This window comes from Vibrio sp. 10N.261.45.E2 (assembly GCF_002875705.1).
Taxonomy (GTDB): Bacteria; Pseudomonadota; Gammaproteobacteria; order Enterobacterales; family Vibrionaceae; genus Vibrio.
The window spans coordinates 95,438-118,699 of the sequence record NZ_MCZZ01000130.1; the positions used below are offsets into that span (position 1 = coordinate 95,438).

Below are 23,262 nucleotides of genomic sequence, written 5' to 3' on the forward strand. Positions count from 1 at the left end.
AAAAGTGATGATCTATTAAATATATCGGATAAATGACGTAAAACTATAGAGATGAAAACAAAAAATGTGTTGCAGCAACAATATTCGCAGCAATTTCACACAATTTGACTAACAATATTTTTAATCGATTAAAAAAGCCCCACTAAAGAGTGAGGCTTGTTTATCAAAGCAATAAAGCTTAGAAGTAATCGCGAATCAGAACTTCAGCGATTTGAACTGCGTTGGTTGCCGCGCCTTTACGAACGTTATCAGCGACAACCCACATGTTGACACCGCTATGATGACTGATATCACCACGGATTCGACCAACCATTACGTGGTCTTTGCCACCCGCATCACGAACTTGTGTTGGGAAGTCTGCACCACGGAAAACTTCAACACCTTCGGTGTTCTCAAGAAGTTGAACGACTTGCTCTGCACCGATAGGCGTGCGAGTTTCAATGTGTAGAGATTCTGCATGACCGTAAAATACTGGTACACGAACACAAGTCGGGTTCACTGTGATTGAAGAATCAGCAAAGATTTTTTGAGTTTCCCAAACCATCTTCATCTCTTCACGTGTGTAGCCGTTCTCAGTAAACTCATCGATTTGAGGAATACAGTTGAAAGCGATCTGCTGTGAAAACGCTGAATTTTCAGCTGGCATACCGTTGAGAAGCTTAGCGGTTTGACCTGCTAGCTCATCAATACCCGGCTTACCTGCACCCGAAACAGATTGGTAAGTTGAAACGTTAATACGCTCTAGACCCACTTCATCGTGAATTGGTTTTAGCGCAACTACCATTTGGATAGTTGAGCAGTTAGGGTTCGCGATAATGTTACGGTTACGGAACTCAGCAATCGCTTCAGGGTTCACTTCTGGCACAACCAGAGGAACATCGTATTCGTAACGGAAACGTGAGGTGTTATCGATAACAACTACACCTTCATCCGCGGCAATTGGAGCCCAACGCTCTGAAAGCTCGCTACCAGCAGAGAAAAACGCAATATGTACTTGAGACCAATCGAAGTCTTCTACGTTTTGTACTTGTATTGTTTTGCCGTTAAAACGGGAAGTTTTGCCTTCACTACGTTCACTTGCTAGTAAGTGCAGCTCACCGACAGGGAATTTACGCTCTTTAAGTACTTCAAGAATGGTTTCACCAACCGCACCAGTCGCACCTAAAATAGCAATATTAAATTCTTGGCTCATTGTTTCTCTCTTTTATAAAGTTGGCTTTACCATAAAACCGAGTTTAGATAACGGCGTTAAATTACAAGATTCGTCGCCCGTTAACTCGACTGCACTGTACTCTCTGCGGTCCCAATATTCTTTACGCATCTTGTCAAAAGATCCCGGCGTAGCGATATTGCGACGGAATAAGGCGTCGTCTTTGCGCACATCATAGATCAACTGAGTCAAATTGTGCAGTGTTGCTTCGTCCCAAGCTCTATCTAAATTCATCTGAGGCACAGGCGCTGTCGGCAATAAGTCGCTTGCATACGCACGCTGTTCAGTACCTAAGAACTCACAATAACTGTTAAAAATCATCGTAGTACCGCGTGCTTTGCCCTCTAAACCGTAGCCCGCTACGTGAGGTGTTGCGAAAGCAAGCAGTGGAAGTAATTCCATGTCCACTTCAGGTTCAAACTCAAACACATCCAGAACCGCCGTGAAGCCATCGGCTTTTTGTAGACGAGCTTTTAGCGCTTGGTTATCCACCACAGGGCCACGAGCGGCATTAATCAGGATTTGATCAGCACGGAAGTTGTTCAGCACTTGCTCATTGATCAAGTGATGGGTTGGGAACTCACCAGTTTTAGTAATTGGCGTATGCAGTGTAATTACGTCTGATTGTTCAAGCAGAGTTTCTAGCTCTGTAAATTCGCGAGTATCGCCCTCTTGCTGTTTGAGGGGATCGTTCAGCAGAACTTTGATGCCAATGCCTTCTAGGCACTTAGCTAGGTAGCTGCCCACTTGACCACAACCGATAATACCAACCGTTTTATCAAACACAGAGAAGCCTTGCTGCTGCGCAAGAACCATCATCGCACTGAACGCATACTCAGCAACGCCAACCTTGTTACAGCCCGGAGCCGCAGTAAAGAAAATCCCACGCTCTTTCATCAACTCTTGGTCGACGTGATCCATACCAGCCGTCGCAGTACCAACAAACTTCAGCTTGTTGACTTTGCTGATTAATGACTCGTTTACTTTGGTGACTGAACGAATCATTAATGCGTCTACGTCAACCAGATCGTCTGCAGTTAATGTGCGACCAGACTTCATTGTCACTTCCCCTAGCTGGCTAAAAAGCGCTTCAGCATAAGGCATATTTTCGTCGATTAAGATTTTCATTTGGCGAGTACTTTTGTTGGGGTCTATCGACCTAAATGTGAATTGAAATGATTGTGCAAAATTCCACACACGGTGTCGAGTAGCAATTGGAATACATTATAAATAAAGGGCTGAATCGGCTAGCCTTAGTAAAAAACAAAATCAGAGTGAATACCCGAGTTCAAAAGGCCAAAACGAAAAATGCCCGATTGAATAAACAATCGGGCAAACATCCAGAACAAAAGGATCCTATCTCGCTCTCCAGGAGACAGAGTCTTGCGTCTGTTCAACCAGTACTAACCAAAGTCAGTACTGGTCAAGCTCTGGAAACCTTTCAATTTCTATACTTAGATTTAAAAAATTATATTTACAAACCTACGTCTAAAAACTTTGTTCTGATGGTCATTATTACTGAGTGACCTATGCGTGTTGAATCTGCACTAGCGTCACCCTTTAACGATTAACCTTTGTCTCTCTGACTCAAGCCTAAATTAAGCTTGGTACTTTTTGATCACTAGCGTTGCGTTCGTACCGCCGAAACCAAAGCTGTTAGACATAACCGTTGTTAGCTCTTGTTCACGAGCTTCAGTTACGATGTCTAGGCCAGCAGCTGCTTCGTCTAGGTTAGAAACGTTGATGCTTGGAGCGATAAAGCCGTTGTCTAGCATTAGCGTTGAGTAAATCGCTTCGTGTACACCAGCAGCACCTAGAGCGTGACCAGTCATCGCTTTAGTCGCAGAAATTGCTGGGCTGTTACCGCCAAATACTTCTTGGATAGCACCAAGTTCTTTAACGTCGCCAACTGGAGTTGAAGTACCGTGAGTATTCACGTAGTCAACGCCATCAACGTTTTGCATTGCCATCTTCATACAACGAACCGCGCCTTCACCAGAAGGAGCAACCATGTCGTAGCCATCTGATGTCGCGCCGTAACCTACGATTTCACCGTAGATTTTTGCGCCACGAGCAACAGCGTGCTCAAGTTCTTCAATGACTAGCATGCCGCCGCCACCAGAGATAACGAAACCGTCACGGTCTGCATCGTAAGTACGAGAAGCTAGCTCTGGAGTGTCGTTGTACTTAGTAGAAAGTGCACCCATTGCGTCGAACATCATAGTCAGAGACCAATCTAGTTCTTCACCGCCACCAGCGAATACTACGTCTTGCTTACCCAGTTGGATAAGCTCCATTGCGTGACCAATACAGTGTGCAGATGTCGCACATGCAGAGCTCATAGAGTAGTTCACACCACGGATTTTGAAAGGTGTTGCTAGACAAGCAGAAACCGTAGAAGCCATTGTACGTGGCACCATGTATGGACCAACGCGCTTCACGCCTTTCTCACGAATGATGTCTACTGCGTTTACTTGGTTTAGAGATGAAGCACCACCTGAACCCGCAACGATACCTGTGCGGTCATTAGATACTTGATCTTCAGTTAAACCAGAATCAGCAATTGCTTGCTCCATTGAAAGGTAAGCGAATGCCGCTGCATCACCCATAAAGCGCATCTTTTTGCGATCGATATGGTCAGCAGGGTTCATTTTTAGGTTACCCCATACTTGAGAGCGCAAGCCATTTTCCTTGAACTGCTCTGAAGCGGTAATACCAGATTTACCCTCTTTCAGTGATGCTAAAACTTCTTCGACGTTGTTACCGATACTTGAAACAATACCCATACCGGTGATTACGACTCGTTTCATGTGACATTCCTATAATTCTAAATTCAGCTAGATGATAACTAAGAAGCCTAACAAAAGTGGTCAGCTTTCCTAGAAATTCGTACAATCCCTACCAACATATCGCTTCAAATCACAAAATGATAGATTTTATGACTTCAATTACTAATGCAGAACTGGAATGGAATGAGTCTGGCACGCCAGTTTCAGACCAATTTGACGACGTTTACTTCTCCAATGTTAACGGTTTGGAAGAAACTCGCTACGTCTTTTTAAAGCAAAACCACCTTCCAGAGCGTTGGCTTGAACATGAACAACGTCGTTTTGTGATTGCTGAAACCGGCTTTGGCACTGGCCTTAACTTTCTTGCGGTTTGGCAATGGTTCGATACTTTCCTTAAAGATAACCCTCAAGCTATTACCAAAGAATTACATTTCATCAGTTTTGAAAAATATCCTTTGAATAAAGAGGATCTCATCAAAGCACACCAATCGTGGCCAGAATTAGCCGAGTATGCGACGCAACTCCAAGAACACTACCCTATCGCACTGCCGGAATGTCACCGCATTGTACTAGGTGATGGTGCAATCACGCTTGATTTGTGGTTTGGCGATATCAAAGATTGTATGCCTAATGTCCCTACTCCAAAACAAGGTTTAGTGGATGCTTGGTTCTTAGACGGTTTCGCTCCAAGTAAAAACCCTGAGATGTGGAATCAAAACCTATTCAACGGCATGGCCAAGCTAGCTAAGCAAGATTGTAGTTGCGCCACTTTCACCGCGGCAGGCTTTGTGCGCCGTGGCTTAATTGAAGCTGGCTTCGAGATGAAAAAGGTTAAAGGCTTTGGTACTAAGCGAGAAATGATTGCAGGTCGACTGGGCGAGAAGCACGCTCACACCAACATCAAACCTTGGTATGGCCTTTCAGAGCACAGTCAATCACAGGACATTGCGATTATCGGTGGTGGTGTCGCCAGTGCTGCATTAGCCAAAACGCTAAGCCGCCGTGGTAAAAACATCACCCTTTATTGTGAACACCTACAAGCCGCAGGCAATGCTTCGGGTAACAACCAAGGTGCGATTTACCCCTTGTTAAGCGAAGCGACCTCGAACGTGTCTCGCGTGTTTGGCCCAGGATTACTGTTTGCTCGCCAGTTTATTAATCAAGCAGCTCAGTCTATTGAGTTTGACTACAGTTGGTGTGGCGTGAATATTCTGATGTGGGATGAAGGCTCCACTAAAAAGCTCAACCGCATGTTGGAAGGCAACTTTCACACAGATTTGATTCAGCGTTTATCGCCAGAACAAGCGAATGAAAAGATTGGCTTACCGGTTGATAAAGAGAGTGTTTATTTCCCACTGGGTGGTTGGTTAAGTCCTCTACAACTGACACAAGGCTTGATCGGAAAGTTAGAAGAGACCAACCAAGTGTGCACTCACTATCAACATCAAGTGACTCAACTGGAGTGGATCGAAACTGAACAACAATGGCAGCTCACCATCGAGACGCCACAAGGTGAGATTCAAACCAAGCACGACCAAGTGGTTGTTGCGAACGGCCACAAGTTCACCCAGTTTGAGCAGACTCAGCCAGTACCTCTAACGCCAGTTAAAGGCCAAGTAAGCCATATTCCGACCACGGAAAACTTAACCAAGTTAAAAACCGTATTGTGCTTTGATGGTTACCTAACACCGCAAAATCCAAATAACGGTCACCATTGCATTGGCGCAAACTACGACAAAACCAATATTGACCAAGAGTTTGATATTGAGGTACAGCAACATAATGGTGAGCGCCTGCACGGGTCACTACCAGACCAAGAGTGGACAAAAGAGGTCGACACTAGTGGCAACCTAGCGCGCCAAGGTATCCGTAGCGTAAGCCGCGATCACCTTCCGTTTGTCGGAAATGTGGGTAATTTCGAATCAATCAAAAAGCAGTATCAGAATCTGCATAACTTTAACCCACAGCGTGACTCAGTTGATGATGTTCAAACGGTAACAAGCTTCCCTAACCTGTACTGCTTTATCGGACTAGGCTCACGTGGCTTGAGCTCTGCGCCATTATTGGCCGAAGTGTTGGCATCGCAAATCTGTGGCGATCCGCTTCCTTTGCCTGTTGATGTGCTTGAGGCGATTCACCCAAGCAGAATGTGGGTACGCAGACTACGAAAAGGTAAAGCATTAACCGCGGGCTGGGTTGCTGATAAGCACTCAAAAACAAACCAGTAGTTTCTAGTTCAACTATTTTGAACATCTGAAACTTCTGAATTGTCTGGAACTAAAAAACCCGAATGACATAGTGTCGCTCGGGCTTTTTGTTGTTCGAGTTGCTCTGAACTTATGTTCTAAACGAAGCAGTATTTACAGCTTAGCAATCGCGTCTTTAATCTGCAGAGCGATCTCTTCGTTGCTGATAGAACCAGACTCAAAATCGAAGTTATCGTAGAAGCTTGGTACTGAAAGTGACGCTTTTACGTTGCCACCAAAGTAAGGTGCAGAACCAGTTGCTGCGCCAAGTACCGTTTGAGCGCCGCCTGGGCCCGGTGAAGTCGCTAAGTAAACCGCTGGCTTCTCACCAAACACTGAACGCTCAATGCGTGTCGCCCAATCGAATAGGTTTTTGTACGCTGCAGGGTAGTGACCATTATGCTCTGCGAACGAGATAACAAACGCATCAGCTTCAGCTAAATCACGCAAAAAGGCTTTTGCACCCTCCGCTTGGCCGATCTCTTTTTCAGTATCTTCACTGAACATAGGAACGTTATAATCGTTGATGTCTAAAATTTTAACTTCAGCACCTTCAATCAAGTTAGCTGCGTAAGTTGCTAGAGTTTTGTTGATAGAGGTAGAGCTTGTGCTTGCGCCGAATGCGATAACTTTCATGATGCGACCTTTTCTGTAATTCCGTTAAGTGGGGTTAGAATAACGTAGTCAGAAAATGGAACCATCACAAGGAATGAACAGACTCATTCAAAAATTTCGAACGAGTCTCAAACTCTTGGTTTGTTCAGCAAAATGGAGAGGAAGGGACTGAACGGAAAGTATCAATGTACCGTGATTAAGCTTGGTTTTGCAGTTCAACCCAAAGATCATTAACGATGGTGCGATCTGCAGGCGTTAGCTCAGAGCGAGCGTCGTCTAGGCTTTTCTCGATGCGTGCTTTAACTACTGCTACGTCTTCAATGCCTTCTTCTTCACATGAAGCCACTGAAAGAGAAATATGACCACGTAAGTAACCACCAGCAAACAGTTCATCATCTGATGCGTTTTCAATGCGAGCATCAATTACTTCAAGTAGTTTTTCTTCAAATTCGATAATCATAATATTCTCTTATTTCACAATAAATTGGCTAGCACATAAAGGCTCTACATCGTAGAAGCTGCGTAATGCTTCAGAGAGCATTTTTACGCGAGGCGGAAAGCCCACTTCAAAGATACCCATAACTTCGCTATGTACTTTATTCATAAAGGCCAAACGATCTGGCTCAAAATCGCCGTGTAGATTGTCACAGCTAACATTAAAAGGAAAGCCTGCGCTCATCGCAATGATCCATTCATACGCTTGTGGGCGAATTTCTACTTTTTCAAACTCAGCTTGAACCGCCTCAGTTCGACCATCTGGTTCATACCAATAGCCAAAATCTTCCAGCAAACGACGTTCGGGACCAGCGACACACCAGTGTGCGATTTCATGTAGTGCAGACGCGTAAAAGCCACGTGCAAACACAATTCGATGATGTGGGATAGTGTCATCAGCGGGCAAATAGATCGGCTCATCAGCTCCTAGCTCTAGTTTGGTATTAAAGCTTTCGAAAAAGGTCTGATTGAAAATATCGATGATGTCTGAATATTGGTGCGTCATAAAATCAAATTTAAGTAAAAAGAACTGGGGCATTTTGCGTTTTTTTGAGCGCTCGGTAAAGCCCTATCACTAGCAATGGCATTAGGTTCAATCCAATACTTTACCGTGACAATCGATTGCAGATCCCAGATTACACTACTTTGAGGCGAATGATTAGTTTAGCTATTCTGAAATGCCCATTCACGGTACAAATATTCATTCGTCAATCGCCGTTTTTACTACTACACTCGCGCTTCATTTTTATATCCATAAGGCCTATAAGACTCGAATTTATAGACCTAAATTATAGAGCTACAGCAATGCTACTAAGTGTTTTGTATATCATTGGCATCACGGCAGAAGCCATGACCGGCGCTCTCAGTGCTGGCAAACAAAAAATGGATTGGTTTGGTGTAATGTTGGTTGCCAGTGCAACGGCAATTGGCGGCGGCACAGTCCGAGATATCTTACTTGGACATTACCCTTTAGGTTGGGTTGAAAATCCGCAGTATCTAGCGATCACCTGTATCGCGGGTGTTATCACAACGGGACTGGCTAAATGGGTAATCAAGCTAAAAGGCTTATTTATTCGTTTAGATGCTTTAGGGCTTATCGTATTTAGCATCATTGGTACCAAGGTAGCGATGACAATGGGTCTACATCCAATGATCTGCATGGTATCTGCGCTAGTCACAGGTGTCTTTGGTGGTTTGCTACGCGACCTTATCTGTCGTCAAACGCCCTTGGTGTTGCATGAAGAGCTTTATGCCTCTATCGCGCTTATTGCTTCAGGTTTATACCTAGGTTTGCTTGAACTTGGCATTAATGATGTAACCGCAACGATTGTGACGCTTGTAGTGGGTTACTTGCTACGTATGGCGGCGGTGAGATTCAAGTGGCGTTTGCCTTCGTTCCAGCTTGATCCTGAAAGCTCTGTGCATTAGATAATATATTCTCAATAACGCAGAAAACAAAAAGGGTTGCTCCAACAGGAAGCAACCCTTTTTTCATTCGCTCAATCGTTAGATTTGAGGAGTGTTCGTCGTTACACCAAAGTTTTGACCACGGTGACGTAACAAGTGATCAAGCAATACAATCGCTAACATCGCTTCTGCGATCGGTACAGCACGGATACCCACACATGGATCATGACGACCTTTAGTGATTAGCTGCGTCGCTTCACCGTCTTTGGTGATCGTGTCACCAGGAACCGTGATGCTTGATGTTGGCTTAAGCGCAATGCTTGCCACAATATCTTGGCCAGTAGAAATACCACCTAAGATACCGCCAGCATGGTTGCTGCTGAAACCTTCTGGAGTTAATGGATCACGGTGTTCACTACCGCGTTGATTAACAACATCAAAGCCATCGCCAATCTCAACACCTTTCACAGCATTAATGCTCATTAGAGCATGCGCAATGTCTGCATCTAGACGATCAAAGATTGGCTCACCAAGACCTACAGGCACTTTAGTCGCAACCACTTGAATCTTCGCACCGATCGAGTTGCCTTCTTTTAGCAAGTCACGAATCAGTTGGTCGAATTCAGGTACTTTATCGGCATCTGGGCAGAAGAAAGCGTTGTTTTCAATCTCGTTCCAATCCACTTTATCAATCGAGATATCACCCATTTGAGAAAGGTAAGCTTGGATTTCAACACCAAATTCTTGTTTTAGGTATTTCTTCGCAATCGCACCAGCAGCAACGCGCATTGCCGTTTCACGAGCTGAAGAACGACCACCACCTCGGTAATCACGCACACCGTACTTTTGATGGTATGTGTAATCAGCGTGTCCAGGGCGGAACTTGTCTTTAATTTCGGAATAGTCTTTAGAGCGTTGGTCTGTATTTTCAATCAATAGACCAATAGAAGTGCCCGTAGTTTGGCCTTCAAATACACCAGATAAGATTTTCACTTCATCCGCTTCACGGCGAGCCGTTGTATAGCGAGAAGTACCTGGGCGACGACGATCTAAATCTCTTTGAAGGTCTGCTTCGGTAATTTCTAATCCTGGTGGGCACCCATCTACGATACATCCTAGTGCGATACCGTGACTTTCTCCGAACGTGGTCACGCGGAAATGTTGTCCGATACTGTTTCCTGCCATTACTTCCTCTAAATCAGCTATTGCGCAGAAGGTTTGATTCCTAAACCCACTGGTGAACAGCTTTACTTGTCTATTCTTCGTGAATTCATAGTGGCTTTATTACCAAATGATGTAAACCCCAAAAAACGAACAATTTTAACTTTCTATTACATGAGCCGAATGAAATGAATGACGGGAGGAAATGAGTAGCGTTTTAAGAGGAGTATTTTTATTATGCTAGAAATGCAAAAAACCCGACGACTCGGAGAGTTATCGGGTTTCTTTAAATAATGGCACGCCCTGAAGGATTCGAACCTTCGACCACCTCCTTAGAAGGGAGGTGCTCTATCCAGCTGAGCTAAGGGCGCGCTACAGGAAAGAATTATACGAATTCGAATCAGTAAAGCAACGGCTTTGTGTAACATTCTGATCTAAGTGAGTAAAAAAAGGGCAACAAACAAATAAGTGTTGGAAAATAGACCAAAGCAAACGTTTGCTTGATGGTAATCAAAAAGATTTTCTGGAATAATGCGCCAAAAACATCAGCCACTAACTTGAATATCAATACTAAGGAAATTCATGACTGCTCAAAATATTGATGGAAAGCTAATTTCTCAAACGGTTCGCTCTGAAGTTGCTGCACGTGTAAAAGCTCGTACTGAAGCTGGATTACGCGCTCCGGGCCTAGCGGTTGTTTTAGTGGGTGAAGACCCTGCTTCTCAGGTTTACGTTGGAAGTAAGCGTAAAGCATGTGAAGAAGTTGGCTTCGTATCTAAATCTTACGACTTGCCAGCCACTGCGACAGAAGACGAATTGTTAACACTGGTAGACCAACTGAACCAAGATCCAGAGATCGACGGTATTCTTGTTCAACTGCCTCTACCAGCAGGTATTGATAGCACTCACGTTCTTGAGCGCATCACACCAGAGAAAGACGTTGATGGTTTCCACCCTTACAACGTAGGTCGTTTGGCTCAGCGTATGCCTAAACTTCGCTCTTGTACGCCAAAAGGCATCATCACGCTACTTGACCGTTACAACATCGACTTACGTGGTAAGCACGCGGTTGTGGTTGGCGCTTCAAACATCGTGGGTCGCCCAATGACGCTAGAACTTCTCCTAGCAGGCTGTACGACGACAACATGTCACCGCTTCACCAAAGACCTTGAGGGCCACGTGCGTCAAGCAGACGTTGTTGTGGTTGCTGTTGGTAAGCCAAACTTCATTCCTGGCGCTTGGATTAAGAAAGGCGCTGTTGTGGTCGATGTTGGTATCAACCGTTTAGAATCTGGCAAGCTAGTAGGCGACGTTGAATACGATGTCGCTAAAGAGAGCGCAAGCTTTATCACTCCTGTACCAGGTGGTGTTGGTCCAATGACAGTTGCGAGCCTAATCGAGAACACCATGATCGCTTGTGAGCAATTTCACTCTAAATAATCAGCTAGCGACAGCATAAATAGAACTAGAAAGCCGCAGCGTGAGAACGCTGCGGCTTTTTCTATGCTCTTCATTTTTGATACAAGTTACTCGCTTTTGATATAGAGCGACTCGCTACTTATCTGGAATATCGATTTTTTCTGTCTGCTCAGAAGGTGGTAGTAAGCTAATGATCTCGCAATCAGTGGATGCTAGTTTTTCCAAGTCAGAACCTTGTGTCACTAAACGGAAATCTCCGTCGGAAATCACCCCAAGAGGAATCGCTTTAGGGTACAGAGCCTTAAACTCGTTGAGATCAAATTCCTCTGTTAAGCCTGTACTTTTGATTTGGCTACCCTGAGCCATCAGCGAATTAAGCTTGGAATAGGTAGTCCCTTCCGAAAACAGGCTTCTATTGCCATCGCGACTCACCTGATGCCTTTCATGTTTGTTTTCTGAGGATTCAAGCTCAAACACCTTATTCTCACCAAACTCATCTTGATAGTGCATGCTAACTAACGGGTTGGTTTGGCGATAAGGCGACACAATCATCGCTCGCCCTATTCCATCCAATTCCAGATTATTTTCAGCGTGGCTGGAAGCTGGGTTACCAAAATAAACATTCAAGTTTTCCATGCGCGCCAAGCGAATGCTTTCCCAGTTGGTATCGGCAAGTACACTGTTGATGTTGTGTGTCGCCAGTACTTTGGCAAACTGGCGTGAAAAGTGAGTCGCGCCAAAGAAGATAACACCTTGTGCTTTCTCTTGAGTCACACCTAACCTTCTCGCCCACCAACTCGCGGTTAGGCTTTGAATCACAACCGTGCCAATAATGACCAAGAACACCATTGGCACCAACAGGTCTGCGCCTTCGATTAGTTGCTTCTCTTGAAGCTTGATTGCAAACAAAGAAGAAACCGCAGCCGCAACGATCCCGCGCGGTGCCATCCAGCTCAAAAACCATTTATCCGCCGAACTAAGATCCGTGCCGATCCCGCTGATCCAAACGCTTAACGGGCGAGCCACCAACATCACTACCGCTAGCAAGCCAACACCGCCCCAACCTATCGAGAGGAAGGTCCCCGAATCGAGTCGACTGGCTAGCAAAATAAACAACGCAGAAATGAGCAACACGGTCAGAGTTTCTTTGAATTCGATGATGTCTTCGATATCCAAGCCTTTCACGTTGGCGAGCCAGATCCCCATGATGGTCACGGTTAACAAGCCTGACTCTTCACTCAGATCATTGGAAAATGAAAATGCTGCTAGCATTAAGGTCAGCACGGCCACATTACGTAAATAGTGTGGTACCCAATGCCCTTTCAGCATCTTTGCAATCAAATGGCCACCGATGATCCCTAAGCCTAATCCTATGACCAACGTCAGACCAAGAGCTGACAGAACGTGCCCAGTCGGATCGGCAGAAGAAACAATGTATTCGTAGACGAGAACCGCAAACAGAGCCCCTATTGGGTCGATAACGATTCCCTCCCATCGCAAAATACTGCCTAAGGAAGATTTAGGTTGAATGCTACGAAGCATAGGGACAATCACTGTAGGCCCTGTCACCACGACCAAGGCACCGAATAGCGCAGCCAATGGCCAACTGAAGTCCACAAAATAGTAAGCACCCACCACGATACAGGCCCATGTAATCAACATGCCGAAGCTTACGAGATGAGTCACCATCCGGCCATGGCCTCTGATTTCTTTGAAATTTAGGGTCAATGCGCCTTCAAATAGAATGATGGCAACACCCAATGAAATCATAGGAAACAGCACATCACCGAAAATGGCATCGGGATTTAGGACATTCAGGCCAGGACCTAACAGCAGGCCGACGATAAGGAGAGGAAGAATAGCGGGAAGACGTAAACGCCAACCGAGCAGTTGACAAGCTAAAGACAGGAGTCCAATTAACGCCAAAGAAGAAGTAATCGACAAATCCATTTGTGCCCCTAAAAAGTTTGCACCACACCCTGTGGTACAAACTATTCACTGAAATAAGAAAGCCTACGTTCTTACACTATAGGCTCTCTTTTTCGTGCTAACCGAATATTATTGTGATTAATCAGTCACTTTACTGTAGGGGAATAAAATGACTGACACGTTCGCTCGGTACTTACAGAGAAAGTACAACACCAGCAATTGCTGCACTCATTAAGTTAGCAAACACACCTGCACAAATTGCTTTAAAGCCGTATTGTGAGATAAAAGAGCGACGTTCTGGAACTAAGCTACCCAAACCACCAATCAGAATTGCCATAGTAGAGATGTTAGCAAAGCCACATAGAGCAAAAGTTACGATCGCTTGTGAATGTTCACTTAGCGCTTCTTTAGCATCCATTAGCTGGATGAAGGCCACGAACTCGTTCACAACAATCTTGTTACCAATCAGTGAGCCTGCAACTACAGCCTCAGACCAAGGTACACCGATCAGCCATGCAACGGGTGCAAACACATAACCTAGGATAAGTTCGAAGCTTAGGTTTACGTCAAACCAACCACCAACGATACCTAGCAAGCCATTCAGCATTGCAATCACACTGATAAAGGCAAGAAGTGTTGCACCCACTGCTACGGCAATACGAAGTCCAGACATAGCCCCATCTGCCATTGCCTCAACTACGTTTGTTGCTCGTGGAATTTCAACATCAGACTCAATATTTTCTTGAACATCATCCGGGCTACCGGGTACTAAGATTTTAGCCATCAATAGGCCAGCAGGTGCCGACATGAACGCTGCAGCGATTAGGTAATTTAGATCAACGCCAAGCGATGCATAGCCTACTAGCGTACCACCAGCGACAGAAGCCAAACCGCAAACCATCACTGCGAACAGTTGTGAATCTGTCATGTGTTTTAGATAAGGCTTCACCACCAATGGTGCTTCAATCATGCCAACGAAAATATTTGCTGTCGCAGACAGTGATTCTGCACGGCCTGTACCCAAGAACTTCTGCAGCGCGCCACCGATAAGGTTGATCACTTTTGGCATAAAGCCTATGTGGTACAAACCAGAGATAAGCGCAGAGAAAAAGATAATGATGCCCAGAACATTAATCGCGAAAACAAATCCGTTATTCGTTAGGCCACCAAATAGGAAGTTAATCCCCTCTTGACCGTAGTTGATCAAGCTAGATACCGCACCTGTGGCTGCATTCAATGCTTCTTTACCCATTGGTACATATAGAACCAACAGCGCGAATGAGATTTGTAATAAGAAAGCCAAAGAGACTGTTCTTAGTGGAATATTTTTTCTGTCCGTAGATAGTAACCAAGCGGCAACTAAAATAGTGATAATTCCAAGTAGCGAAGCCATGTGCGTCAACCTAAAAGTTGTAGATAGGAAAGGCGACGCATTCTATAGAGGAAATCGTTTGCGGCAAGCGGCGGTTGTTAACGCGATGTTGGGGTAATCACCTTTGAGTGATAATATAAATTAAGTCATTGAATTTTAATAATTAAGTTTGATTAAAAACCATACTTTTTCCATATGGAAATTATATTTATAGATTTGGAAACAGTTAGCGGTGCAGTTCAACGCAAGTTTTCAGGTTTTCATCCCAGTACGTAGGCGATCCGATATGATCTTTGATGAACTCAATTACCGCTGAAAGCTTCTTTGGCATGTTCTTCCGGCTCGGATACACGGCATAAAATGGCATCAGCTGACTGGCTCTCCATTCCGGTAAGACTTGGATTAATTTGCCCGTCCTAAACTCTTCTTTCACTAAGTAAGTCGCCAGATAAGCAACGCCCCACCCTGATACTGCCGCGTCTCGCACTGCCTCTGCTAAATCCACCGAGTAATCGCCCGCAACTTTAACGCTAAGGTTTTCTTGGCCATTATCAAATGCCCACGAGGTGTAATCTCGTTCACGGCTGCGATAGATTAGGCAGTTATGGTCAATCAAATCGGAAGGTACATGTGGCGTCCCGGCCTTAATCAGATAGTCAGGAGATGCAGCCACCACAAACTGACTGTCTGCTAATCGCTGCGCAATATAACCTTCTGGCAGGTCTTCATTATTGGTAATCCAAAGATCCAATCGCTCTTCAATCATATCCACCTTGTAGTCAAACAAGTGGACCTCGATTCTCAGCTGAGGATAAAGCTGTCTGAGTTGGTCTATCGCAGGAATGATGTGCAAGGTACCAAATGACTGCGACAACCCGACTCGCAATATTCCAGAGATGTCATCACGCTGGCTGTCCATATCCATTTGAGCTGCTTTCACCGTGTTAAACAACTGTTCACAGTGTTGATAGAACACATCTCCTGCTTCGGTCAGCGTTAGGCTTCGAGTGGTTCTTTGCACCAACTTGATTCCTATCGAGTCTTCAAGCAAAGCAACTTGCTTACTGATGTGAGACACCGAAACATTCAAGCTTTTCGCAGCACTGGTAAAACCTTCGTGCTTAATCAACGCATGGAATATCACCATCTGTGCGGCTCTATCTGTTAGCACAAGATCACCTTCTAAAATCTCTGAAATATAAAATCAAAAAGGACTCCGAAGAGTCCTTTAGTTCGTTCTGCCTATGGTAGGCCAAATACTGTCAAAGCCAGCCATACCGATTAATAAAACTAAGTCTATAAATCAAACTTGATTCTGTCTGCTAGGTGGCTAACTGCCAAAGCAAAGTAGTAAGAACGATTCCACTTCATCAACACATTGTAGTTGTTGTAGACAAGGTAAGAACGACCCGCTTCGTCGTCTGGCATGATCAACCAAGCTTTAATGTCTTCATCAAGCGTTGGCAATGGGCGATCGTCATAACGCTTAATGCCAAGTTCAGACCACTCTTTTAGGTACTTCGCTTTGTCTTCAGTTCGACCTTGCAAATCAATAGACACCGTTGATGGTACGTGAACCTGACGGCCCCAAGTGTACTTGTCATCCCAACCGGATTGACTCAGATAATTCGCCGCTGAAGCAAACACATCTTCTTCAGTACTCCAAATGTCTTTCTTACCGTCACCATTACCATCTGCAGCATAAGCTAGGAATGAGCTAGGCATAAACTGAGGCTGACCCATTGCGCCCGCCCAAGAGCCTTTCATCTCTTTAGGTGTGATGTGGCCTTGGTCGAGAATCGTTAACGCCGCCATCGCTTCGCTACGGAAAAACGCTTCTCTGCGCCCTTCATAAGCCATAGTCGTTAAAGCATCTATAACGCTGTAATTACCCGTGAACTTACCGAAGTTACTCTCAACGCCCCATAGCGCGACAATGAATCTTGGTTGAACACCATATTCATCACCAATACGCTTTAACGCTGTGTAATGCTTTTTATAAAGAGAGCGAGCTTGCTTCACTTTCCAATCTGGTACCGCTCGTGGAATGTATTCATCCAGAGTCAGTTTTTTCTCAGGTTGGTTTTTATCGGCTTTGACCGCTCTTGGCTTAAACGTTACACCATCAAAGGCTTCATCAATGATCGCTTCAGAGATGCCTTCTTCACGGCCTTGTTGCTTTAGTTTTTCTACATATTGCTCGAAGCTCAGTTCTTCAGCTTGTACTGAACTTATAGTCAGGCTATTACTCAATAATAATGCCGACACAGCCAATATGGTTTTCGAAAATTTACTCAACGATCACTCCTCCATGAATTGAGGTGGCTATCACTCTTCGTCTTGAGATTTCTGTTGAGCTTTACGCTCTTTATGAAGCTCAAGTTCGTTAACTGGTGGTGGCGGAACTTGCAAAAAGAAACCATCGGTATTCAGTGATTCTTTCACTTTTTCGATGTTGACTTGAGCCAGCTTACGGCCATCCATTTTAATTACCATTACAAAACTAGGTTTACCAAACATTTGCATCAATGCGTCAGGAACTTGTGAAAAATCATCCTTCTTAGGGATATAAAGGTATGTTCCTTCTTTCTTTGAGCTTTTATATATAGAACACAGCATGACAAACCTTTTAATTGATTATGACTACAAAACTCTCACTTGCGAGATCAATAGTTTATGTTAGGGAAATATTGGGAACAAAACGTCCATTTGACAACAAGATTACTTGCTGTGCTTGGTTTGGGAATATAACATGATAAACCTAGTTTCAGGCAATGCCCTTTATTTTATTGATAAAGAAATTGTACCAATCCGCTATTGAGGTCCTGTAGTTTTTCGATGTCTAGTAACCCAGATCTAAAAGGTAGCAGCTTTACGCTATCTGTTTTGCACTTGTCCGATGATCAAGTCGAAAATGCAGTGGCTTTTCTTCAAGAGAAGGTAGACCAAGCACCAACATTTTTCGCCGCTGCGCCTGTTGTTATCAACATCAGCAAAGTTGCAGGCGATATCGATTTTGTGCAACTGAAAAATGGTATATCTCAAGCGGGCATGATCCCAGTTGGTGTGGCTGGCTGTTCTGATAAGCGTATGCAAAATCTAGCGAAAGAAGCTGGTTTTGCAGTGATGACGGCAAGCAAGTCGCCATCTCAAGCTCCAGCGAAGATGGCACCAATCAAGGTGATTAGAACGCCTATTCGTTCTGGTCAGCAGGTTTACGCAAAAGATGGCGATCTATTGATCCTCAGCCATGTGAGTGCAGGCGCAGAAGTGATTGCCGATGGCAGCATCCATATTCATGGCACTTTACGTGGTCGCGCGATTGCAGGTGCAAGTGGTCAAACTGAAGCAAAAATAATTTGTAATGATTTACAAGCAGAGCTGGTCTCCATTGCTGGAAATTACTGGCTCAGCGATCAAATTGAAAGCGAGTACTGGCAGAAGAAAACCATGTTCAGTATGGCAAACGATGTATTACACGTTGATGTCCTCGCAATATAAGAGAAATAAAAGGAAAACAGAATGGCACGCATTATTGTTGTAACGTCAGGTAAAGGCGGGGTAGGCAAAACGACCTCCAGTGCAGCTATTGCCTCAGGTCTGGCTTTAAAAGGGAAGAAAACCGCAGTTATCGACTTTGATATCGGTCTGCGTAACCTAGATTTAATCATGGGTTGTGAGCGTCGAGTTGTTTACGACTTTGTTAACGTTATCAATGGTGAAGCGACGCTGAACCAAGCAATGATCAAAGACAAGCGCACAGAGAACCTGTTTATTCTTCCTGCTTCTCAAACTCGTGATAAAGACGCACTAACCAAAGATGGTGTTCGTCGTGTATTTGATGAACTGGATGAAATGGGCTTTGATTTCATCATCTGTGATTCTCCTGCAGGTATCGAGCAAGGTGCTCTGATGGCGTTGTACTTCGCTGATGAAGCGATTGTAACCACTAACCCAGAAGTCTCTTCAGTGCGCGATTCAGACCGCATTCTAGGTATTCTTGACTCTAAATCTCGTCGTTCAGAAGAGGGCTTAGAGCCAGTGAAAACACACCTTCTACTGACTCGCTACAACCCTGCTCGCGTAAACCAAGGTGAAATGCTGAGTGTTGAAGACGTGGAGGAGATCCTGCACATATCTCTACTGGGCGTGATTCCAGAGAGCCAAGCGGTACTAAACGCATCGAACAAGGGCGTTCCAGTTATCTTTGACGAAGCAACCGACGCAGGTATGGCTTACAATGATACTGTAGAGCGACTACTGGGTAGCCAAGTTGACTTCCGCTTCTTAACGGAACAGAAGAAAGGCATCTTCAAACGACTGTTCGGGGGCTAATGCACAATGTCATTATTAGAGTTTTTTAGACCACAGAAAAAGACAACCGCAAACCTAGCCAAAGAGCGTTTGCAGATCATTGTTGCTGAGCGACGCAGCCATGACGACCCAGCGCCGTCTTACCTGCCGCAACTAAAAGAAGATATCTTGAAGTGTATTGCGAAGTATGTGGAAGTTGATCCATCAATGGTTGATCTGACTTTCGAACACAAAGATGACGATATCTCAGTGTTAGAGCTGAACGTTAAGCTTCCAGAAGAAGATCGATAATCTGTCTGCACAAAATAGGCAGGCAATGCGCTTGCTTACATTGATTGAATAAAAAAGAGAGCCTCGGCTCTCTTTTTTGTATCTTAAACAATCATGGTTATTTGATTGCTTTGTTCAGCTTTTCACCAACCACATCTAAACGCCAACCTTGCATTACATCAGGCAGCTTCTCAGGGTTACGATCATGCTTCCATACCCAGCTTAACACTTGGTTAAGTTGCTTCTTCGATGCCAAAAACTCGGTCGCTAAACCACTGTGTTGTGATGCTGTTTTCACTTCATCTTTCAACACTTTGAAGAGTTGCTTGTAACCAGGGAAATCCATTAGACGTTCTACTGGTGCTGGGTATTCTTCTTCTGGTGTATGTTCAGCTAACTTAACGATTGAGCTTATCTTCGCACCATGGCGACGCACAGAGCGGTAATCAAAACCTTCTTGCTCCATATGCTTAGGATCTTTCATCGCGAAACGCGCCACTGCCCATAAGTCTTGCTCTTTGAAGACAAAGTTCAGCGCTAAGTCGCGCTTAATCGCTTCTTTTAAACGCCAAGTTGCTAGCGGTCTTAAGATAGCTAACTGTTTAGGTTTTAGCTGCCATGCTCCTTTGATATCAAGGTAAGCATTGTCTGGGTTTGCTTTACGAATACGTTTAGCAACTTGTAGGTCAGACTCTTGTTGAGCCGCTTCCCACCAACCTGCTTCCATCACTTTTTCAAGAAGCTTGTTGTACATTGGCATGAGGTAATGCACATCTGCTGCTGCGTAATCCAATTGCTTTTGAGAAAGCGGACGCGCCAACCAGTCAGTGCGAGACTCACTCTTATCAAGATCGACACCTACAAACTCTGAAACCAGAGCAGCAAAGCCCGTTGATAAGCCATGACCTAAGAACGCCGCCATGATCTGCGTATCCACCATTGGTGTTGGAGTGCAGCCAAATGCGTTTTGGAACACTTCCAAATCTTCACCACAAGCGTGCAGCACTTTCAGAACAGAAGCGTCCTTCAGCAATCCAACAAACGGTGTCATTTCACCAAGAGCAATAGGGTCAATCAATGACAGCGTTTCACCATCAAATAACTGAATCAAGCCTAATTGAGGGTAATAGGTTCTTGTACGAACGAACTCCGTATCAAGCATAACGACATCGGCTTCACGTGCTTGTTGGCAAACTCGCTCAAGGTCTTTCAATTGGGTAATGATTTGATAATCCACAAAAACTCTCACAGGTTTCTATTTGATCGCCGGATACAAAAATGCCGACATTAACTGTCGGCATTCTAACACCATTTTTCAGCGCTCGCTTAGATTAAGCGTTTCAATGGTTTCAACTGGAACTGTGCTTGTTACTCACTTGCGCGTTTAGCAAGCTCAGCATCGTTTTCTTCACGCAGTACACGGCGTAAGATCTTACCTACGTTGGTCTTTGGAAGATCTTCTCTAAATTCAACCAGTTTAGGGATCTTGTAACCCGTTAGGTGTTCACGACAGTGCGCGATAATGTCTTCTTTGGTCAGGCTAGGATCACGCTTAACCACGTAGATCTTAACCAGCTCACCAGACACTTCATGAGGTTGGCCGATAGCCGCCACTTCTAGCACTTTGCCGTGCAGAGCCACTACGTCTTCAATCTCATTAGGGTAAACATTGAATCCAGACACAAGAATCATGTCTTTCTTACGGTCAACGATGTACAACAAGCCTTCGTCATCAAACTTAACGATGTCACCTGTTGATAACCAACCGTCTTGATCGATCACTTCTTTAGTCGCCTCAGGACGCTGCCAGTAGCCTTGCATCACTTGAGGACCACGAACTTGCAGCTCACCCACTTGGTCATTAGCAATAACGTTGCCTTCATCATCAACAATACGAACCTCAGTCGATGGCACTGGCAGGCCAATAGCGCCTGTGTAATCTTTTAGGTCGTATGGGTTACCGGTTACCAGTGGTGAACACTCGGTTAAGCCATAGCCTTCTAGTAGGTGAATGCCTGTTGCTTTCTTCCATTGTTCAGCTACGGCGCGTTGAACCGCCATACCACCACCAACAGATAGACGCAGGTTACTGAAATCCAACTCGTGGAAATCTTCGTTATTAACTAGCGCATTAAACAGCGTGTTTACACCTGTAATTGCGGTAAACGGAACCTTTTGCAGCTCTTTAATAAAACCAGGAATATCACGAGGGTTAGTGATCAGAAGGTTACGACCACCCATCTCAACAAACAGTAAGCAGTTCACTGTTAGTGCAAATACGTGGTAAAGCGGTAATGCCGTCACAACCAACTCGCGGCCTTCTTGCAGCACAGGACCGTAAGCCCCTTTCGCTTGAAGTACGTTCGCAATCATATTGCGGTGCGTTAGGATTGCACCCTTCGCTACACCCGTAGTACCACCCGTGTACTGTAGGAAAGCAATATCATCACCCGCCATGAATGGCTTCACATATTGAAGACGACGACCTTTATGTAGCGCTTTTCTGAATGAGGTAGCACCCGGCAGATCGTACTTAGGCACCATGCCTTTTACGTATTTCACGACGAAGTCAACAATGGTACCTTTCGCACGAGGCAGCATTTGACCTAGGCTGGTTAGAACAACGTGTTTAACCGGCGTGTTATCAACCACTTTCTCTAGTGTGCTTGCAAAGTTAGATACGATAACAATCGCCTTTGCACCAGAATCGTTCAGTTGATGTTCAAGCTCACGAGGTGTGTACAGTGGGTTGACGTTCACTGCAATCATACCAGCACGTAATACACCAAACAGTGCAATTGGGTATTGCAGCAGGTTTGGCATCATTAGTGCCACGCGATCGCCCTTCTTCAGCTTCAAGTCATTCTGTAGGTAAGCAGCAAAAGCACGGCTGCGCTCTTCAAGCTTACGGAATGTCATTACTGAGCCCATGTTCTCGAATGCCGGTTGGTCTGCGTACTTTTGTACTGACTGTTCGAACATTTCGATAAGAGATGGGTACTGATCTGGGTTGATCGTCTCTGGTACGTCACTTGGATAACGTGAAAGCCAAGGTTTATCCACTATGTTACTCCTCGTTTATCAGCTGACGACTGCTTCGCCGCTTTTTATCATAGCGGTATTACAGCACAGCTTTAGTGCATGAGCACTAAAAGGCTCAAACACTTGTTTAAATTTTGTTAACTAAACCAAGAATTAGCTTTGAAACTAGCTCTGGGCTCTCTAAATGGCAATGATGTCCGCCAGGAACAGTCTCTATATGCAGAGGACTATGCGCTGATTTGTAGCGATTATGCTGCAAATGTCGGAATCCATCATTCCCTAAGATTATTAATTGAGGGCATTCAATAGCCGCCATAATCGTTTCAGCGTGCGCCTGTGACATTCGATATAACGAGTCACATTTTAGATTAGGGTCGCATCGCCATTGCCAAGAGTTCTCGAGCTCGACAATGCCTCGCTCAACAATAGGAGTGATTAATTCAGCATTAATTTGGTTGGCGTGAGCTCTCAGCTTAATAGCATCCTCAAGGCTTGCCAGAGGACGTGAAGGCTTTCTTCGCTGTCGAAGACGACTGAGTACCCCATCTCTCAAGCGAGAAACTGTTTCGTGGGGAGCTTCAGAAAGAGGTCCGTGACCTTCAATTTGAATTAATCCTGACACCTTTTCAGGAAAGGCGGCACTATAGCAACTTGCTATCAATGCACCAAGCGAATGTCCTACCAGTACCAGTCTGTTTGGCGATAATTTAGTCACTAACTGATGCAAGTCATCAATATAATCATGAAATGGGTAGTAACTCCCCGATTTGTGGGAAGAGAAACCGTGTCCGAAAAGATCAATAGCAACAAGGTGAACGTTGGGATCAAGCTTAGCGACTTGCTGTAAAATCTGATTAAAACTGGATGAATTATCCAACCACCCATGAATAAAAACGACCGTCGTAGCGGTCGTTTCGGGGTTACCTATCTGCTGTGTTGCAAGCGTCCCGCTGGCAAGGGAATATGACTTTTCAATCATCAAACATCCAATTC

The 23,262-nt window shown here is 44.8% G+C and carries 21 protein-coding genes and 1 tRNA gene; 6 read left to right on the forward strand and 16 right to left on the reverse strand.

The annotated features are described in order from the left end of the window. Nucleotides 1-178: 178 nt before the first annotated feature. The 3 genes from BCT34_RS14860 to fabB all read right to left on the reverse strand — a co-directional run bounded on the left by BCT34_RS14860 (nt 179) and on the right by fabB (nt 4,020). Nucleotides 179-1,192, reverse strand: a complete 1,014-nt coding sequence (locus BCT34_RS14860) for an aspartate-semialdehyde dehydrogenase (protein WP_076654583.1) — start codon at nt 1,190-1,192, stop codon at nt 179-181. A gap of 12 nt (nt 1,193-1,204) precedes the next feature. Continuing rightward, nucleotides 1,205-2,338, reverse strand: coding sequence for a 4-phosphoerythronate dehydrogenase (locus BCT34_RS14865; protein ID WP_076654582.1), 1,134 nt, complete (start codon nt 2,336-2,338; stop codon nt 1,205-1,207). Nucleotides 2,339-2,808: 470 nt separating this feature from the next. Then, entirely contained in the window at nt 2,809-4,020 is a 1,212-nt protein-coding gene (gene fabB / locus BCT34_RS14875) for a beta-ketoacyl-ACP synthase I (RefSeq protein WP_048660829.1), read from the reverse strand. A 56-nt stretch (nt 4,021-4,076) separates the two neighbouring features. On the opposite strand from fabB, the gene mnmC reads away from it, so the two are divergent. Further along, a complete protein-coding gene (mnmC, locus tag BCT34_RS14880; RefSeq protein WP_076654581.1) occupies nt 4,077-6,227 on the forward strand; it encodes a bifunctional tRNA (5-methylaminomethyl-2-thiouridine)(34)-methyltransferase MnmD/FAD-dependent 5-carboxymethylaminomethyl-2-thiouridine(34) oxidoreductase MnmC in 2,151 nt (716 codons plus the stop codon). 132 nt (nt 6,228-6,359) lie between these two features. Here the strand turns inward: mnmC and BCT34_RS14885 are convergent, their stop codons facing one another. The 3 genes from BCT34_RS14885 to BCT34_RS14895 all read right to left on the reverse strand — a co-directional run bounded on the left by BCT34_RS14885 (nt 6,360) and on the right by BCT34_RS14895 (nt 7,860). Beyond that, nucleotides 6,360-6,881 carry an NADPH-dependent FMN reductase gene (locus BCT34_RS14885; protein WP_076654580.1) on the reverse strand — a complete coding sequence of 174 codons (522 nt, stop codon included), beginning with the start codon at nt 6,879-6,881 and terminating at the stop codon, nt 6,360-6,362. Nucleotides 6,882-7,056: 175 nt separating this feature from the next. Continuing rightward, on the reverse strand, nt 7,057-7,320 hold the full coding sequence (locus tag BCT34_RS14890; RefSeq protein WP_076654579.1) for a YfcL family protein: 264 nt from the start codon (nt 7,318-7,320) through the stop codon (nt 7,057-7,059). Nucleotides 7,321-7,329: 9 nt separating this feature from the next. Further along, nucleotides 7,330-7,860, reverse strand: coding sequence for an elongation factor P hydroxylase (locus BCT34_RS14895; protein ID WP_076654578.1), 531 nt, complete (start codon nt 7,858-7,860; stop codon nt 7,330-7,332). 299 nt (nt 7,861-8,159) lie between these two features. Here BCT34_RS14895 and BCT34_RS14900 point away from each other — a divergent pair, with 299 nt between their 5' ends. Continuing rightward, on the forward strand, nt 8,160-8,783 hold the full coding sequence (locus BCT34_RS14900) for a trimeric intracellular cation channel family protein (protein ID WP_076654577.1): 624 nt from the start codon (nt 8,160-8,162) through the stop codon (nt 8,781-8,783). Between the two features lie 78 nt (nt 8,784-8,861). Here BCT34_RS14900 and aroC read toward each other — a convergent pair whose 3' ends face one another. Together aroC and BCT34_RS14910 are read right to left on the reverse strand one after the other, a co-directional pair. Next, a complete protein-coding gene (aroC, locus tag BCT34_RS14905; protein WP_076654576.1) occupies nt 8,862-9,947 on the reverse strand; it encodes a chorismate synthase in 1,086 nt (361 codons plus the stop codon). Nucleotides 9,948-10,217: 270 nt separating this feature from the next. After that, nucleotides 10,218-10,294, reverse strand: a tRNA-Arg gene (locus BCT34_RS14910). A 211-nt stretch (nt 10,295-10,505) separates the two neighbouring features. Here BCT34_RS14910 and folD point away from each other — a divergent pair. Then, nucleotides 10,506-11,363: a bifunctional methylenetetrahydrofolate dehydrogenase/methenyltetrahydrofolate cyclohydrolase FolD gene (folD, locus tag BCT34_RS14915; RefSeq protein ID WP_017629535.1), complete on the forward strand. Its 858-nt coding sequence runs from the start codon at nt 10,506-10,508 to the stop codon at nt 11,361-11,363. A 114-nt stretch (nt 11,364-11,477) separates the two neighbouring features. On the opposite strand, the gene BCT34_RS14920 is transcribed toward folD, so the two are convergent. The 5 genes from BCT34_RS14920 to BCT34_RS14940 all read right to left on the reverse strand — a co-directional run bounded on the left by BCT34_RS14920 (nt 11,478) and on the right by BCT34_RS14940 (nt 17,262). Continuing rightward, complete coding sequence (locus tag BCT34_RS14920; protein WP_076654575.1) at nt 11,478-13,292, reverse strand: sodium:proton antiporter; 1,815 nt, start codon at nt 13,290-13,292, stop codon at nt 11,478-11,480. Nucleotides 13,293-13,464: 172 nt separating this feature from the next. Then, nucleotides 13,465-14,664, reverse strand: coding sequence for a NupC/NupG family nucleoside CNT transporter (locus BCT34_RS14925; RefSeq protein WP_076654574.1), 1,200 nt, complete (start codon nt 14,662-14,664; stop codon nt 13,465-13,467). A gap of 205 nt (nt 14,665-14,869) precedes the next feature. Beyond that, nucleotides 14,870-15,790 carry a LysR family transcriptional regulator gene (locus BCT34_RS14930; protein WP_083702832.1) on the reverse strand — a complete coding sequence of 307 codons (921 nt, stop codon included), beginning with the start codon at nt 15,788-15,790 and terminating at the stop codon, nt 14,870-14,872. Between the two features lie 149 nt (nt 15,791-15,939). Continuing rightward, a complete protein-coding gene (locus BCT34_RS14935; protein ID WP_076654572.1) occupies nt 15,940-16,941 on the reverse strand; it encodes a lytic murein transglycosylase in 1,002 nt (333 codons plus the stop codon). A 30-nt stretch (nt 16,942-16,971) separates the two neighbouring features. After that, a complete protein-coding gene (locus BCT34_RS14940; protein ID WP_017062372.1) occupies nt 16,972-17,262 on the reverse strand; it encodes a YcgL domain-containing protein in 291 nt (96 codons plus the stop codon). 219 nt (nt 17,263-17,481) lie between these two features. On the opposite strand from BCT34_RS14940, the gene minC reads away from it, so the two are divergent. Genes minC through minE form a run of 3 tightly spaced genes read left to right on the forward strand, consistent with a single transcriptional unit; the run spans nt 17,482 to nt 19,248 of the window. After that, nucleotides 17,482-18,144: a septum site-determining protein MinC gene (minC, locus tag BCT34_RS14945; RefSeq protein ID WP_076654571.1), complete on the forward strand. Its 663-nt coding sequence runs from the start codon at nt 17,482-17,484 to the stop codon at nt 18,142-18,144. A 21-nt stretch (nt 18,145-18,165) separates the two neighbouring features. Next, nucleotides 18,166-18,978, forward strand: a complete 813-nt coding sequence (gene minD / locus BCT34_RS14950; protein WP_076654570.1) for a septum site-determining protein MinD — start codon at nt 18,166-18,168, stop codon at nt 18,976-18,978. 6 nt (nt 18,979-18,984) lie between these two features. Further along, nucleotides 18,985-19,248, forward strand: coding sequence for a cell division topological specificity factor MinE (gene minE / locus BCT34_RS14955; RefSeq protein WP_010436847.1), 264 nt, complete (start codon nt 18,985-18,987; stop codon nt 19,246-19,248). A 97-nt stretch (nt 19,249-19,345) separates the two neighbouring features. Here minE and rnd read toward each other — a convergent pair whose 3' ends face one another. The 3 genes from rnd to BCT34_RS14970 form a co-directional block, all read right to left on the reverse strand. Then, nucleotides 19,346-20,464 carry a ribonuclease D gene (gene rnd, locus BCT34_RS14960; protein WP_076654569.1) on the reverse strand — a complete coding sequence of 373 codons (1,119 nt, stop codon included), beginning with the start codon at nt 20,462-20,464 and terminating at the stop codon, nt 19,346-19,348. A 131-nt stretch (nt 20,465-20,595) separates the two neighbouring features. Then, the gene (gene fadD / locus BCT34_RS14965; RefSeq protein ID WP_076654568.1) at nt 20,596-22,290 is read right to left on the reverse strand and encodes a long-chain-fatty-acid--CoA ligase FadD; all 1,695 of its coding nucleotides are present in this window, start codon (nt 22,288-22,290) and stop codon (nt 20,596-20,598) included. A gap of 106 nt (nt 22,291-22,396) precedes the next feature. Further along, nucleotides 22,397-23,248, reverse strand: coding sequence for an alpha/beta hydrolase (locus tag BCT34_RS14970; RefSeq protein WP_076654567.1), 852 nt, complete (start codon nt 23,246-23,248; stop codon nt 22,397-22,399). Nucleotides 23,249-23,262: the final 14 nt, after the last annotated feature.

Excerpts from the sequence above, each read along its gene's own strand:
- BCT34_RS14860 (WP_076654583.1), bottom strand. The coding sequence starts at position 1,192 with ATGAGCCAAGAATTTAATATTGCTATTTTAGGTGCGACTGGTGCGGTT.
- BCT34_RS14865 (WP_076654582.1), bottom strand. The coding sequence starts at position 2,338 with ATGAAAATCTTAATCGACGAAAATATGCCTTATGCTGAAGCGCTTTTT.
- fabB (WP_048660829.1), bottom strand. The coding sequence starts at position 4,020 with ATGAAACGAGTCGTAATCACCGGTATGGGTATTGTTTCAAGTATCGGT.
- BCT34_RS14885 (WP_076654580.1), bottom strand. The coding sequence starts at position 6,881 with ATGAAAGTTATCGCATTCGGCGCAAGCACAAGCTCTACCTCTATCAAC.
- BCT34_RS14890 (WP_076654579.1), bottom strand. The coding sequence starts at position 7,320 with ATGATTATCGAATTTGAAGAAAAACTACTTGAAGTAATTGATGCTCGC.
- BCT34_RS14895 (WP_076654578.1), bottom strand. The coding sequence starts at position 7,860 with ATGACGCACCAATATTCAGACATCATCGATATTTTCAATCAGACCTTT.
- BCT34_RS14900 (WP_076654577.1), top strand. The coding sequence starts at position 8,160 with ATGCTACTAAGTGTTTTGTATATCATTGGCATCACGGCAGAAGCCATG.
- aroC (WP_076654576.1), bottom strand. The coding sequence starts at position 9,947 with ATGGCAGGAAACAGTATCGGACAACATTTCCGCGTGACCACGTTCGGA.
- folD (WP_017629535.1), top strand. The coding sequence starts at position 10,506 with ATGACTGCTCAAAATATTGATGGAAAGCTAATTTCTCAAACGGTTCGC.
- BCT34_RS14920 (WP_076654575.1), bottom strand. The coding sequence starts at position 13,292 with ATGGATTTGTCGATTACTTCTTCTTTGGCGTTAATTGGACTCCTGTCT.
- BCT34_RS14925 (WP_076654574.1), bottom strand. The coding sequence starts at position 14,664 with ATGGCTTCGCTACTTGGAATTATCACTATTTTAGTTGCCGCTTGGTTA.
- BCT34_RS14930 (WP_083702832.1), bottom strand. The coding sequence starts at position 15,790 with ATGGTGATATTCCATGCGTTGATTAAGCACGAAGGTTTTACCAGTGCT.
- BCT34_RS14940 (WP_017062372.1), bottom strand. The coding sequence starts at position 17,262 with ATGCTGTGTTCTATATATAAAAGCTCAAAGAAAGAAGGAACATACCTT.
- minC (WP_076654571.1), top strand. The coding sequence starts at position 17,482 with ATGTCTAGTAACCCAGATCTAAAAGGTAGCAGCTTTACGCTATCTGTT.
- minD (WP_076654570.1), top strand. The coding sequence starts at position 18,166 with ATGGCACGCATTATTGTTGTAACGTCAGGTAAAGGCGGGGTAGGCAAA.
- minE (WP_010436847.1), top strand. The coding sequence starts at position 18,985 with ATGTCATTATTAGAGTTTTTTAGACCACAGAAAAAGACAACCGCAAAC.
- BCT34_RS14970 (WP_076654567.1), bottom strand. The coding sequence starts at position 23,248 with ATGATTGAAAAGTCATATTCCCTTGCCAGCGGGACGCTTGCAACACAG.